This window comes from Anaerovibrio sp., assembly GCF_024697385.1.
GTDB lineage: Bacteria > Bacillota > Negativicutes > Selenomonadales > Selenomonadaceae > Anaerovibrio.
Map to the genome: position 1 here is coordinate 32,484 of NZ_JAILFV010000203.1, position 13,163 is coordinate 45,646.

Sequence of the window (13,163 nt, forward strand, 5' to 3'; positions counted from 1 at the left end):
CTGTTACTCCTCCTTCTTCAAGCCTTCACGGTCAGTCTGAGGAATGAATACCATCAGCTTTGCCTCAATGGCTGTAGGAGAATCACCGGCCTGCAGGGAAAGAATACCCTCAATAATCATACGCTTCTGATTGATTTCCTGCTCAGACATAATCTTCAGCTTGTTACAGAACGGCAGCCACAATACATAACCTGTAAATATACCAAGTATTGTTGCTACGAACGCAGCAGCTATGGAATGACCCAGCTTATCGATATCATTCAGGTTACCCAGTGCGGCTATCAGACCAACAACGGCGCCCAGTACGCCCAGTGTCGGAGCATAGGTTCCTGCCTGTGAAAACATGGAACGGTTTTCCGCATGACGGGCCTGCATTATAGACAGCTCCGCATCCAGTACATCACTAACAAATTCCGGCTCCATACCATCTATGACCATTCCTAAGCCAGTACGGAAAAATGGATCCTCAATCTCCTGCACCTTGCTCTCCAAGGCAAGTATACCTTCTCTACGGGCCAACTGTGAGAGCTCAATGAAAAGCTGCAGCAATTCACCCTGGGATTGAAGCTTATTTTTCTTAAAGGTCATAGTCAAAAGCTTAGGAAACTTCAATACCTGGTCCATACGGAAACCAATAAAAATACATGAAGCTGTACCACCTATGATGATAAGAAACGCCGCCGGGTTATTAAGTGCAGATATCGGAGCGCCTTTTATTACCATACCAACGAATACAGAAATAAGACCCATAACCAGACCAACGACTGTAGCTAATTCCAAAATAATTCCCCCTGTTCAACAACCTATATTTCAATAGTTGTGATATATCTTATGCTCATATCTTAAAATAAATATATCTGCAAAAAGCTCCAACCAGCAGATATAACAATCACTTCACCCCATAATATTCACCATTGCCCGTGATGAATAACATTGGAAAAAGGAACCCTGTTCACAGTTATATTCAATAAAAAAACACAAAATCCTACTCATACCATAAGATTTATTTTAATTATACAACAAAAATAAAAAAATACAAAAAAACCTAGTACTTATGGAAAAAAATAGTCCTTTAGCCTTAAAAATAAATTAATATTATTGTACCATAAAAATCATTTAACATTCATACTACATATGATATAATAATCTTCGGATAATTATCAGTTATTACGCAAAAAATAAATCTTATTCAGCAGGCGATCAATGAGCCTGCTGAAATATAGATTCCACTGCCCAAGCCAATAAGGGTAATGTACTCAGCTTTGATAAGGTACTATCTTTCCGGCATGCGCATCGGATGAACTCATTTAATTTTATCGGAGTGATTATTAATGGAATTAAGACAATTGGAATATTTTCAGATGGCCAGCCGTCTAAAAAATATTACCCGTGCTGCGGAACGCTTGAATGTTTCACAGCCGAACATAACTGTAGCCATCAAGAAGCTGGAAGCTGAGCTGGGTATTCAGCTTTTTGACCGCAGCCAGAAACAGCTTTCCCTTACACCTGAGGGTACAATATTCCTCAATCGTATTGAACTGGCCCTCAGAAATATCCAGGATGCAGTCCTTGAGGTGAATGATTACAAACAGCTGCAGAAAGGAACCATAAAAATAGGTATCCCTTCCATGATTGGAGCCTATCTGTTCCCTAGAATTTTCTCCAGCTTCCAGCACCTGTACCCACATCTTGACATTTATCTTTACGAGGAAGGCTCCATGACCATCCGCGAACAGCTGGAAAGGGATGAACTGGATTTTGGTATTGTTATTTTGTCTGATGCCTCATCCAGCCTGCAGCTGCTTCCCATGACCCGCAATCAGATTGTGGCCTGTGTACCGGACACCCATCCATTGGCCCAAAAGGATTCAATCACCATACAGGACATTGACGAAACTGATTTAATCATGCTGAAGGAAGGGTCCTTTCTCCGCTATATGGTTCTCAATAAACTGAAGATGGCCAATATATCACCTAATATAGTGCTGGAATCAAATCAGATTGAAACCATAAAGGGGCTTGTAAGCAGCAATGTTGGAATCTCCTTCCTCCTTGATTTTATAGTCAAGGGTGCTCCAGGCATAAAGCCGCTTCCTTTTGCCGAACCAATATATGTAGACCTTGGTTTGGCCTGGAAAAAGGAACGCTACATTTCCAAGGCAGCACAATCCTTTATTGATTTTTGTAAAAACACTTTAAATACCAATCATTAATTGGTAAAATAGTAGGGTACAATGAAGTGCCGGTAACAGCAGACTGACTTATGTACTGTTGTTACCGGCATTTTTTTAAAACAATACCAAATAGTATCTTAAATATATTTTGAGGAGGACTTGAATATGGCTCTTATCAATGAAAACTATTTAAAGCTGGCCGGCAGCTATCTTTTTAGGGAAACTGCCCACCGTACTGCTGCATACAAGGAAGCACATCCTTCCGCCGATGTTATTTCCCTCGGTATAGGAGATGTCACATTGCCACTTCCGGATGCCTGCATTCAGGCAATGCACAAAGCTGTTGATGAAATGGGTGATGCCACAACTTTCCGTGGATATGGCCCCGAGCAGGGTTATGGTTTTCTTATCGATGCCATCATTGAAAACAACTATAAAAAATATGGCATCGAAAAGGACGAAGTATTTGTTTCTGACGGTGCAAAAAGTGATTGCGGAAACATTCAGGAAATATTCAGCTCAGACAATACAATAGCCATTACAGATCCGGTATATCCGGTATACCTTGATACCAATGTAATGGCCGGACGCACCGGGACACTTCAAAAGGATGGCCGCTATGAGGGGGTTACCTACCTGCCTTGCTCTGCCGAAAACGATTTTGTCCCAGCCCTGCCGGAAAAAAGGGTAGACCTGATCTATCTCTGCAGTCCAAATAATCCTACCGGTACTGCGCTCACCCGTGATCAGCTAAAGGTATGGGTCGATTATGCCAGGGAAAATGACTCCATTATCTTGTTTGATGCCGCCTACAGTGCATATATATCAGAGCCTGAGGTACCTCACACCATTTTTGAGATTGAGGGGGCAAAGGATGTAGCTATTGAATTCCGCTCATTTTCCAAGACAGCCGGATTCACCGGTACCCGTTGCGGGTACATTGTTTTACCAAAAACTGTGATGGGCAAAACTCTGGATGGTTCCAAAAAACCGTTGAATCCACTGTGGAACCGCCGTCACACCACCAAATTTAATGGCACAGCCTATATCATACAGCGGGGTGCTGCTGCCATCTTTACTCCGGAAGGCAAAAAACAGGTACAGGCATCAATAGATTACTATATGGAAAATGCCCGCTTGATTCGTGATGGTATTTCTGAGGTAGGGATCACCTGTTTTGGTGGTGTAAACTCACCATATATATGGTTAAAAACACCAAATAATATGCCATCCTGGGATTTCTTTGACAAACTCCTCAATGATGTCAACATCGTGGGAACCCCTGGCGCAGGCTTCGGTCCATGCGGCGAAGGCTATTTCCGTCTGACAGCCTTTGGCAGCCGCGAAAAAACAAAAGAAGCAATTGAGAGAATAAAACATAATTTAAAGCTATGATTCAATTAGCCCTTACATCTCTTTAAGGAGGTATTCGGATGATTTCCCTTGATCTTGAAAATATGCTTGTATGCCGCAGCATACTGAGTAATGAACTTGTACAGGAGCTTATGGCTGCCAGTGCCCAACAGGATGACCTGGGGCTCAGCCATGCCTTTGCCGGACACCTGATTGAACAGGCTGAAAATGAAGGCTGGAGTGGCAATCTAATCAGAGCCCTATTTTTACACCTTTTAAGTCAGGAGGGCTGTTTGGCAGCAAAAATGGCCGAAGCATCAAAAGGTCAGATTGGTCTCAGCCTGAAAAGGGCCTTTATCCATGATATAAAAAAGTTAATGCCGGCACTGTTCAGTCCCGCGACCAGTATTATCAACATCAGCATATTGGACAATTATGAGCCATCAATCCCCCATACCCTTGAAGCAACGCAGTTTTTAAATAAACAGCTTCAGGGCTGTACAACCCCTGAAGCTGTAACAGATGCCTTTCTCTGCTTCTACCAAAAATACGGTTATGGCGAAATCGCTTCCTATCAGGCATTTTCCTGGGATTCAAAGCATCAAAAGCTCCATGGTATCAGACATTTTGAGGCCATGGACTTTGAGGATATTATCGGCTATAAGCGTCAAAAGGAACAGCTCATCAACAATACCATGGCTTTTATAAACAAAAAGCCGGCCAACAATGTTCTTCTGGTAGGCGCACGGGGCACGGGCAAATCCTCCGGAGTAAAGGCCTTGGCCAAGGCGTATTATACTGAAGGTCTCCGCCTCCTGCAAATGCAAAAATCCCAATTAAGCGAGCTGCCAAAAATCATGTCCGTGTTACGGCAATATGCCAGCAAAAGATTTATTATTTTCTTTGATGATTTATCTTTTGAAGAATCCGACAGTAATTATAAATACCTGAAATCAGCCATTGAAGGCGGTGTGGAATCCTGCCCGGAAAATGTACTGATCTATGCCACCCCCAACCGCCGTCATCTTATACGGGAAACCTGGCGTGACCGCACTGATGAACAGGATGAATTGTTCCGCAACGACAGCATCAACGAAACAATTTCCCTGTCTGACCGCTTTGGTATTATAATTACTTACCTTGAGCCTACTCAGGCAGAGTATCTGGACATAATAGACCATTTCCTGCAACAGGAAGGCGTACATCTTGACCGGGAAGAGCTGCGCATCCTTGGGCACCGCTGGAATCTGGAGCATTCAGGCCGGAGTGGCCGAAGTGCCCGTCAATTTGTCACCCACTATCTGGGGCAGCTAAAATAAAACACACAAAAGGGGATGTGAATAAAATGCAAACGCATTTTTCACATCCCCTTTTTCGTCCTTAATAATCATCACAAAATTCCCTTAACGCAGACAATCTATCGTTTCATCAAACGGGCTGCTATACTGCTTCAGCCTATCAATGACCCTATTGCCTTCACTGCCGCTCAGCACAACCGGTCTGAAATCATTTGTATCCAGGCGCGAAGAAATCCGGCAGGGAATAATTTCCGTTTTTACAATCTTTCCGTCACTCCTGAAGGTTTGCTGTAAAATAAAAGAATCCTTATCTGACGGGTTATTATTGGCTCCAAAGCAAAAATTCCCCAATGAGTAGGCTATCACCTTGCCACGATATTTTTCCACTCCCTGAATAACATGCGGATGCGTCCCCAACACACAATCCGCACCACTATCTACAGCAAAATGTGCCAGGGACCTTTGGGTTTCATTGGGATAATGTGCCCCCTCCTCTCCCCAGTGGAACTGGACACAGACAATAGCCCCCTTTGCACCTTCCCTGCAGACTTTAATATCTGCAGAAATCTGCTGTCGAAGGACAGAATTATTTTCCCAGCCATGATACCCCAAAAAACATACTTTGGCTCCATTGATTTCCATCTGAGCTATATGTTGCTCACCACAAAAATTTATGCCGTTTTGCTTTAAAAGATTTATGGTATCAGCAAAACCCTTTTCCCCACAGTCCATAATGTGATTATTGGCCAGATTGCATACATTGACACCGGAGCCCTTTAATATATCCACATACCACGGCTCTCCCCGCATTGAAAACTGTTTTTCCACTACCTGTGGATTTGCAGTAAGGGGCCCCTCCAGGTTGACAAAGGTAATATCATCTGCCATAAATATTCCCCTTACATTAGCGAGAAAATAATCAGCACCATTTTGGGCATAATAGTTGGCAAACTGTTTATCACTCCCCTTAAAGCTCCCAAGGGTACAATCTCCGGCAAAAGAAACAGTAACTGTATCCTTCTGCTTTTTTTCCGTTGTCTGAAGCGGTGCTGCATCTGCCTTCTCGCTTTGTCTCGGTTGATCAATTCCAAATAATATACTTGTGTTCCCACTGACGACATTAACCGTAATCAATACAATAAAGGTATTTACAACAACTACCGTCAGGAAAAGAACTCCCACCAAAAGCTTTCTCATTTCATCTCTCTCATTATTTCATAATCCTGCCTGACATAATCTTCGTGGCCATTGTACTAATTTTACCCTAACAAAAGCCTAACAATCAATAGTATTTATTTTCACATTACCCTATTGCCTTCCCCAACCTTTGAAGACAATGGGGCACTATCTTTAATCGTATTTGATTATTATACTATAATTACCAACAGATTTGGTGCACTCCCAGGACACAGTTATCCTGTTTGCCCTACCGTCATTATGATGTATAGGCAGATTTAAAATAATAATTATCAGTATTCAATTTGTAAAGTAATAACAATTAAATATTATGTTCTGTGTTCTATCAGGACACCAAAAATCCGCTTAAATGTGTTACACTGTCGATGAAGGGGGGAAGCTCCCACTATAACACATATAGGAGCATTGACATGACCGATAAGGATACTCTTGAACTTGAACATCAGCTATCCATAGCCGAAGAAATAGGAAGCATTTTACGGGATGATTGCAATGATATTCCCGACATGACCATAAGCGAATATATCACCTTACTCATGGAAAGACATCAACTGAACAAAACAGATGTAATTGCCGCATCAAATCTGGATCGACATTATGCTTACCATATACTTTCAGGAGAAAAAAAACAGCCGAGTCGGCAAAAGATTATTGCTTTGGCTCTGGCCATGAAACTTAGTCACCGTGAAACTCAACAATTATTGTATTATGCAAAGGTAAATCAGCTATATGTGAAAAATACCTGGGACAAGGTAATCTGGTACGCATTGGAAAAAAAATTATCCGTACAGGAAACTAATCGCATTCTAAATGATTTTTCCCTGTCACCGCTTTTACAATAACAGCAATAAAAAGCAGATAAGTGTTCCCTGACAGGACAGCTTATCTGCTTTTATATTTCTTCAGGTTATCTTCTTTTCATAAAGGAAATTACATCCCTTGACACCTGCAATGGAGATAAATCTGTGGTATCCAGGGTATAATCAGCCTGAGCATACATTTCCTTACGCTCATCCAGCAGCTTAATAATTCCCTGACGGCGGTCCTCAAAAGAGTCCAAAAGAGGTCTGGTACCGGTTGTTGCCGTACGCTCCAATATGGCATCAACACTGGCAGTCAGGCATACTATTTTCCCGGTACGCTTCAGAATGCTCACATTTTCCGGATCCTTTACAGTGCCTCCACCCGTAGATATGACCACACTCTTCTTTTCGGCTATCTCACGGCACATTTCCTTTTCCTTTTCCCGAAAAAAAGCCTCACCATATTGTTCAAACATTTGTGGAATAGTCATATTCCACTTTTTTTCTATGGCCTTGTCCATATCAATGAACTTAAACCCCAACTGATTTGCCAGCATCCGTCCGCTGCTTGTCTTACCGACACCCATAAAACCTATAAGCACAACATTCTTAATCATAATCCACCCTGAACTCTCTGCCTGTAGCGTTCCAGTCCCTCTAATATATCTACCATGGCATCACAGCCAAATTTATCAAGCATGGCTTCAGTCATGATGATTGCTGTCATGGCTTCTCCAACCACAGAGGCTGCAGATACTGCACACACGTCGCTGCGTTCCTTGCAGGCAGATACCTCACTTTTTGATTTTATATCTACAGAATTAAGTGGCTGCATCAAAGTCGGAATAGGCTTCATACATGCTTTAACAGAAATTTCCTCACCATTGGTCATGCCGCCCTCCAGGCCGCCGGCCCTGTTTGTTTTCCGATAGACCCTGCTCTCTGAATCCAGGAACATCTCATCATGTATCTGACTGCCGGGCAAATCACCACATTTAAATCCGGCACCTATTTCTACGCCCTTGATGGCCTGAATAGCCATCAGTGCCCAAGCCAGTTTTCCGTCCAGACGCTTGTCCCACTGGATGTGACTGCCAAGTCCCAACGGAGCACCTCTGACAATAACCTCAAAAACTCCCCCCAAGGTATCCCCATTGGCCATAGCTTCCTGAATTTTTTTCTTCATCAATTCCTCGGCAACAGAATCATAGCAGTTAAGCTCAGAATCACCTTTGCCAATCATGCTGCGGTCAATATTGGCCTCATTTACCGATATGCCACCAATCCTGACAACCTGAGAAACCACCTGGATGCCACATGCAGCAAGAAACTCCTTACAAAGAGCCCCTACAGCGACTCTGGCCGCAGTTTCCCGGGCACTGGCCCTTTCCAATATGTCCCTGGCATCGTTTCTGTCATATTTTAGTATTCCGGTAAGATCCGCATGTCCAGGGCGCACTGCAGTAACCTTTTCACCGGCCTCTTCTCCAAATACAGACATTCTCTCAGTCCAGTTTTGCCAATCCCGGTTTACAATACGAAGAGTAATTGGATCACCCATTGTTTCTGCAAATCTTACACCAGAAATAATATCCGCCTTATCAGTTTCAATTTTCATTCGTCCGCCACGCCCATATCCTTGTTGACGACGCGCCAAATCACGGTTTATTTCATTTATATCAATTTTCAGACCAGCCGGTAACCCTTCAACGATTGCCGTAAGACATTGGCCATGGGACTCACCTGCTGTTAAAAATCTAAAATTACCCATCAATCCACCTCATTATACTCAACAATAAAAAGCATATACTTTTTTAATTCTATGCTAACTGTTTACATAAATCAAGCAGTTAGCTTTATTTATCCTCAATTAAGTAAAATATAGAGGTGTTAATATGACACTCCAGTCCATCTGACGAGCATTTTAACTGCAGTTTATTCGTAGTAGTGAATCTTTCTCCTTCCTGTAACCATCCCAGAAAATTCATAATATCAAAAAAATCACCCTGCACCCCATACTCCAGCGGTATTTCCCCCAGCTGTTTATTTTTCCGTTCTTTTGCCGGCTGCAGGGATATTATCATAAGCCTGTACTTTACAGCATTTTCCTCAAGACTGGCAATATATTCCTCCAAAGCAGGCTGCACCGGTAACAGCTTTTTGCTGAAATTATAGGTTATCTCCGCATCCTTTTCATATTTATGTATATCCTTATATTTTGTCTGAAAGTCCCTCATCTCCTGCAGTTTATATTCCAAATTGGCATTTTCCGCCTTGTCCTCTGCTATCATGGTTTTGATAAGCGGGTACATATAAAAACAGTCCCAGAGTACAACAATGATTCCCATTAGCAGCAATACCAAACAGCAATACACTCCCAGGGGAAGCAGCTTATATTTTTCCTTTGCAAGTAAATCTGATATAACCATTCTCATCCTGTTCAGTCTTCTCAATCATCATTTTTCCCTTAATCCAGCCGCCCATTTTATCGGAATGATTAATGAAATCAAGCAATCTGTCCATATTTTTTGCCTGTCCATGCACCACAAGCCCTTTAGCTGGCTCCGCCACAATTTCAGATAATACAATTCCTTCCGAAGAAGAACACGAAAGATATACCATTATACTGTATCCGGAAATACCCAGGCCCTTTTCCCCCAAGCCTGCCAAGGTGACCAAGTTTTTTTTCCCATCAGCTGTCAGCTTTTCTGTTTTTGAATGTATACGAACAGTTTCCTCCATCAGGGCCAGCTGCTGCTTTTTTTCCCTGCACTCTGTCTGCAGGCTGTTATGCCACAGATGTCCAACACTCCCCAGAATCAATCCGGCTGCCATACTGAGGGTAAAAAGCAGTACACTAATCCTGTCCCACCTCCATTCAAAAAACAATTTTGGAAGACGCATCAGGCAAAGGGAGTCATTTTTCAGATAGCTCGCTATTCCCCCCAATAATTTTATATAAGTCACATCAAGCGCTTCAGGTGTAAACTCCTGCCAATCGACAAAGCAGTCAACCTGCCCAGCATTATTTGGCAATCCAATAACCCCTGATATCACCAGCTCATTTCCATATTCTTTTGCAAGTTCTTCGACCCTTTCTGATAAAATTGTTTTTATTGTCAGCCGGGATCCATCATATTCATAACCCCATAAACAATTATCAGCATATAAGTATTTTATCTCCAGGCTAACTGCCTGATTTACCTCTTTGGCAGTGAGCCCCGGTATATCCTTTATCACTGTATCAAATTCATTGTCACTGAGGCAAAGAATGATTTCAGAATCACCTGACAGCTGCAGCATTCTTTCTAAGATACGGCATTCCGGCTTATTCCCTGCATCAGTCACCATATCCAGCCCTTCAACAATAATTTGGCTGGTTGACAACGCGGAAACCGCCAGGACATAACCTTTATTTTCCGTACAATATAATGCTGAAATATGCCTTCTTTCTTTCCTGAAAAATTGCACCAGCCTCAATCAAAACATTCCCCTCAGACAACATTCACCGGTTTCCCTGTCTACATCCAGACAATAGCCACACTGAACCTTTATCTCATTTTTTCGGACCACTGCCCATATTATCAGCGTATTACCCACTACCCCTACATAGGTATCACACTCCATGTCAGAGGGAACAATGTAATTTCCTGTTTTATGCAGCCCCTCCTGATAACACAGTATTTCCTGTACCTTTTCACTGTTCCCTGAAAGGAGCCTGTATTCCCTGTCACAGGAATTTTCTGCCACCATTCTCATATCTTCCCTCAAAATATCTGTTTCTACCAGCCTCAGCTCATTCTGCTCCATAATCCATATTATTCCAATCATTATTCCTGCCAGGGCTATTATTACAACCCCCAGCAGTGAAAGACTCCCCCTGTCACAGGAACGCATCATCATATTCCTCCGTTCCCTCGAGGCTTTTTTTCCATATACAATAACTGTACAAGACGGTATCCATCTGAATTTCCTGACCGGTTATACCATTTGCTACATCTATTTTAATCCGTACTTTATATGGAGAAATTTCCCTGAACTGTATTTCCCTGATGTTCACATATTTTTTATTGTCCAGGCTGGATATAGGTTGGCCATTATAATATAAAATACCTGTTTTTTCCGGACCTCTTGAGAAAGCATACCTGATTTTTCTTTCACTGCCATCAGAAGAGCATTGTACCAGCTCCATACTGTTTCCTTCTGTGATGGTAATTTTTTTTGCGCTATGAACAGCATCATACAGGGTGTCCATGATAAACCTTATTTCCTCGACACATTGCCAATAGCTTATCAGCCCTACACATCCTCTGCTCAATTCTCCATATACAAAGAATATTCCTGAAATCAATACCATATAAACCGGTAATAAAACCATCAGCTCCACCATGCCCATGCCGTCATCCGATGTCAACTGCCCCTTATTCCATTTCAATTTACTTTTCCACCAAATCCCTTTTCCGTTTCAGACTGCACCTCCTGGTTCCTTCCTGCCATGTACATTCCCCATACAATTCACCAGTGCCATGCTTTTCTGTTTTTACCGTATAGCTGATACTGCCGGGTACCAGCAGACTATCAGTACCACAATCATTTTCCATAACGGCCCGGTCCATTTTTTCCCTAAGCAGGATGTGCGCCACAACGCGATGCTCAAAATATATCACTGAATCAAAGGATACTGCACTGCATTTAACAAAACCTGTTAATACAATCAGGGTAATGACCCCCAGAAGAACCTCCAACATCATATACCCCCTGTCATTACCATGGTCATTCAATTCTTATTCTCCCCACTCTGTCAATTATTACCCGAGACTGTTTATCTCCCAGGCTGATTGTATACATTCCTGCTGTAGCTTCCCCATTGGGCCAAAACATAATTTCAGCCCTGTTGCAGCTGATATTAATATCACTTCCGTATGACCAGCTCGTCAGCAGCTTTTTGCCTGACCTTAACAGGATTTTATGCTGGGACTCCTCAAGTATCAGTCTTGGCACCGGCTCATATGTCCGTCCCTCAGCCTCTTTAAAATAATCTGTATAGGTGCTTATTTCCCTGACATATTTCAGCCTGTGATATAAAACAGAGGCTTCATATTCCAGACGAAATTGATCAACTGCTGTAAACAGTGGCATTATCATCCCCGTCAAGGCCGCAATAATACTAATTGTCACCAATAAATCCACCAGCCCGACTCCCCTTATATCTGCAACAAACTCAGCCAGGCTGCCAACGCATCTTTTCCCCAAATCATTCCTGCTGAGCCTCCCAGAGCCATAAAGGGACCAAAAGGAATTGTAATCATTCCGGCCTGCCATAAATGTATCCCCTTGTACCACAAGTAAAATAAGCCATATATCCCTCCCGTGACAAAGGCGATGTATACTGCTGCCAGAGATGCCTCCGGTCCCAGCCAGATTCCCAGTGCAAAACCAAATTTAACATCACCTGCCCCAAGCCCATTTCTGGATACGACCCGCAAGACAAAAAGGATACCGCCAAATACCAGGGATCCCTCCAGACAAAGCCCCAGGGCTGCCCCTTGTCCATAGCATGAAAATATAAGCCCCGTAAAGCCAGTAAGCGCCGTGAGCTGATTAAACAATCGTCCATAATAGTAATCAAGTACCCCACACCCGATAATCAATAAATTAAATACAGCCAGTTTAAATGGTTGCTGCAGATCACCTGTCATATAAATTTCCGGCACTGTCACACTGATCCACCAAAGCAAGACCATCCTTTGATTGCTTTTTAAAATACTTACCAGCCCATACTCCGACACTGCCATCAGGGCTTCTCCTGACGACCAAAATCTGACAGCCTGTAGCCCTGACACAGAACTTCATTTTCAACTGGATCTATTGCATAAGAATCCACATCAATTTCAATTGCACTGCCATCCCGTAATAAGCACCGTCCCTTTGGGGGATGGATATCCTGTGCATTTCTCACATAATCGTCTAATGCCTCTATTTCTGAGGGATAAGTTCCATGCTCTGTATAATACATCATCACCGCACCATCCAGCACCTGCAGATCAGCCTGTATACGAGCTGTATTGGCCATTGCAATGGCATTATTGTATTTTGGCACGGCAATGGTCAAAATTATCCCCACAATAGCCACATACACTATCAGTTCAATCATTGAAAAGCCTTTGTCTTCCCTTAACACCATATCCTGATCTCCTACTTGTTATAACGCCATTGTTCAAATTTTTCTTCTTTAGAAGAAAAATCTTCCAATTAGCGTTTCAACGAGCTGGGAGATATGCTCGCCAGCTGTTGTAGTTTGTTTTCCCCCACCTAAAGAGGAAGGGGACATCTTAAAG

General features: G+C 42.7%; 16 protein-coding genes. 4 read left to right on the forward strand and 12 right to left on the reverse strand.

Translation table 11 applies throughout. From position 1 onward, the window contains the following. Positions 1 to 3: 3 nt before the first annotated feature. The gene (gene motA, locus K6C05_RS10605; RefSeq protein ID WP_296734565.1) at positions 4 to 780 is read right to left on the reverse strand and encodes a flagellar motor stator protein MotA; all 777 of its coding nucleotides are present in this window, start codon (positions 778 to 780) and stop codon (positions 4 to 6) included. A gap of 551 nt (positions 781 to 1,331) precedes the next feature. On the opposite strand from motA, the gene K6C05_RS10610 reads away from it, so the two are divergent. From K6C05_RS10610 to K6C05_RS10620, 3 genes are all read left to right on the forward strand, one after another. Continuing rightward, positions 1,332 to 2,213: a LysR family transcriptional regulator gene (locus K6C05_RS10610; RefSeq protein WP_296734567.1), complete on the forward strand. Its 882-nt coding sequence runs from the start codon at positions 1,332 to 1,334 to the stop codon at positions 2,211 to 2,213. A gap of 126 nt (positions 2,214 to 2,339) precedes the next feature. Then, entirely contained in the window at positions 2,340 to 3,569 is a 1,230-nt protein-coding gene (locus K6C05_RS10615) for an LL-diaminopimelate aminotransferase (protein WP_296734568.1), read from the forward strand. Between the two features lie 38 nt (positions 3,570 to 3,607). After that, positions 3,608 to 4,846, forward strand: a complete 1,239-nt coding sequence (locus K6C05_RS10620) for an ATP-binding protein (RefSeq protein ID WP_296734570.1) — start codon at positions 3,608 to 3,610, stop codon at positions 4,844 to 4,846. A gap of 84 nt (positions 4,847 to 4,930) precedes the next feature. Here the strand turns inward: K6C05_RS10620 and K6C05_RS10625 are convergent, their stop codons facing one another. Continuing rightward, positions 4,931 to 6,022, reverse strand: a complete 1,092-nt coding sequence (locus K6C05_RS10625; protein WP_296734571.1) for a CapA family protein — start codon at positions 6,020 to 6,022, stop codon at positions 4,931 to 4,933. A gap of 410 nt (positions 6,023 to 6,432) precedes the next feature. On the opposite strand from K6C05_RS10625, the gene K6C05_RS10630 reads away from it, so the two are divergent. Further along, positions 6,433 to 6,864: a hypothetical protein gene (locus tag K6C05_RS10630; RefSeq protein WP_296734574.1), complete on the forward strand. Its 432-nt coding sequence runs from the start codon at positions 6,433 to 6,435 to the stop codon at positions 6,862 to 6,864. Between the two features lie 65 nt (positions 6,865 to 6,929). On the opposite strand, the gene K6C05_RS10635 is transcribed toward K6C05_RS10630, so the two are convergent. From K6C05_RS10635 to K6C05_RS10680, 10 genes are all read right to left on the reverse strand, one after another. Then, the gene (locus tag K6C05_RS10635) at positions 6,930 to 7,439 is read right to left on the reverse strand and encodes a shikimate kinase (RefSeq protein ID WP_296734598.1); all 510 of its coding nucleotides are present in this window, start codon (positions 7,437 to 7,439) and stop codon (positions 6,930 to 6,932) included. Continuing rightward, complete coding sequence (aroC, locus tag K6C05_RS10640; protein WP_296734576.1) at positions 7,439 to 8,596, reverse strand: chorismate synthase; 1,158 nt, start codon at positions 8,594 to 8,596, stop codon at positions 7,439 to 7,441. The genes K6C05_RS10635 and aroC overlap by 1 nt, the downstream gene beginning before the upstream one ends. Positions 8,597 to 8,681: 85 nt before the next feature. Continuing rightward, the gene (pilO, locus tag K6C05_RS10645) at positions 8,682 to 9,260 is read right to left on the reverse strand and encodes a type 4a pilus biogenesis protein PilO (protein WP_296734578.1); all 579 of its coding nucleotides are present in this window, start codon (positions 9,258 to 9,260) and stop codon (positions 8,682 to 8,684) included. Beyond that, the gene (locus K6C05_RS10650; RefSeq protein ID WP_296734581.1) at positions 9,217 to 10,212 is read right to left on the reverse strand and encodes a hypothetical protein; all 996 of its coding nucleotides are present in this window, start codon (positions 10,210 to 10,212) and stop codon (positions 9,217 to 9,219) included. Before K6C05_RS10650 ends, pilO begins: the two co-directional genes overlap by 44 nt. Positions 10,213 to 10,305: 93 nt before the next feature. After that, positions 10,306 to 10,728, reverse strand: coding sequence for a hypothetical protein (locus K6C05_RS10655; protein WP_296734584.1), 423 nt, complete (start codon positions 10,726 to 10,728; stop codon positions 10,306 to 10,308). After that, on the reverse strand, positions 10,709 to 11,260 hold the full coding sequence (locus K6C05_RS10660) for a hypothetical protein (protein WP_296734585.1): 552 nt from the start codon (positions 11,258 to 11,260) through the stop codon (positions 10,709 to 10,711). The genes K6C05_RS10655 and K6C05_RS10660 overlap by 20 nt, the downstream gene beginning before the upstream one ends. A 1-nt stretch (position 11,261) precedes the next feature. After that, positions 11,262 to 11,606 carry a hypothetical protein gene (locus K6C05_RS10665; RefSeq protein ID WP_296734588.1) on the reverse strand — a complete coding sequence of 115 codons (345 nt, stop codon included), beginning with the start codon at positions 11,604 to 11,606 and terminating at the stop codon, positions 11,262 to 11,264. Then, positions 11,599 to 12,078 carry a hypothetical protein gene (locus K6C05_RS10670; protein ID WP_296734591.1) on the reverse strand — a complete coding sequence of 160 codons (480 nt, stop codon included), beginning with the start codon at positions 12,076 to 12,078 and terminating at the stop codon, positions 11,599 to 11,601. Before K6C05_RS10670 ends, K6C05_RS10665 begins: the two co-directional genes overlap by 8 nt. Continuing rightward, positions 12,030 to 12,620, reverse strand: coding sequence for an A24 family peptidase (locus K6C05_RS10675; protein WP_296734592.1), 591 nt, complete (start codon positions 12,618 to 12,620; stop codon positions 12,030 to 12,032). Before K6C05_RS10675 ends, K6C05_RS10670 begins: the two co-directional genes overlap by 49 nt. Continuing rightward, complete coding sequence (locus K6C05_RS10680; RefSeq protein WP_296734596.1) at positions 12,620 to 13,009, reverse strand: prepilin-type N-terminal cleavage/methylation domain-containing protein; 390 nt, start codon at positions 13,007 to 13,009, stop codon at positions 12,620 to 12,622. The genes K6C05_RS10675 and K6C05_RS10680 overlap by 1 nt, the downstream gene beginning before the upstream one ends. Between the last annotated feature and the right edge of the window lie 154 nt (positions 13,010 to 13,163).

Excerpts from the sequence above, each read along its gene's own strand:
- aroC (WP_296734576.1), bottom strand. The coding sequence starts at position 8,596 with ATGGGTAATTTTAGATTTTTAACAGCAGGTGAGTCCCATGGCCAATGT.
- K6C05_RS10630 (WP_296734574.1), top strand. The coding sequence starts at position 6,433 with ATGACCGATAAGGATACTCTTGAACTTGAACATCAGCTATCCATAGCC.
- K6C05_RS10620 (WP_296734570.1), top strand. The coding sequence starts at position 3,608 with ATGATTTCCCTTGATCTTGAAAATATGCTTGTATGCCGCAGCATACTG.
- pilO (WP_296734578.1), bottom strand. The coding sequence starts at position 9,260 with ATGAGAATGGTTATATCAGATTTACTTGCAAAGGAAAAATATAAGCTG.
- K6C05_RS10625 (WP_296734571.1), bottom strand. The coding sequence starts at position 6,022 with ATGAGAAAGCTTTTGGTGGGAGTTCTTTTCCTGACGGTAGTTGTTGTA.
- K6C05_RS10655 (WP_296734584.1), bottom strand. The coding sequence starts at position 10,728 with ATGATGATGCGTTCCTGTGACAGGGGGAGTCTTTCACTGCTGGGGGTT.
- K6C05_RS10610 (WP_296734567.1), top strand. The coding sequence starts at position 1,332 with ATGGAATTAAGACAATTGGAATATTTTCAGATGGCCAGCCGTCTAAAA.
- K6C05_RS10615 (WP_296734568.1), top strand. The coding sequence starts at position 2,340 with ATGGCTCTTATCAATGAAAACTATTTAAAGCTGGCCGGCAGCTATCTT.
- K6C05_RS10680 (WP_296734596.1), bottom strand. The coding sequence starts at position 13,009 with ATGGTGTTAAGGGAAGACAAAGGCTTTTCAATGATTGAACTGATAGTG.
- K6C05_RS10675 (WP_296734592.1), bottom strand. The coding sequence starts at position 12,620 with ATGGCAGTGTCGGAGTATGGGCTGGTAAGTATTTTAAAAAGCAATCAA.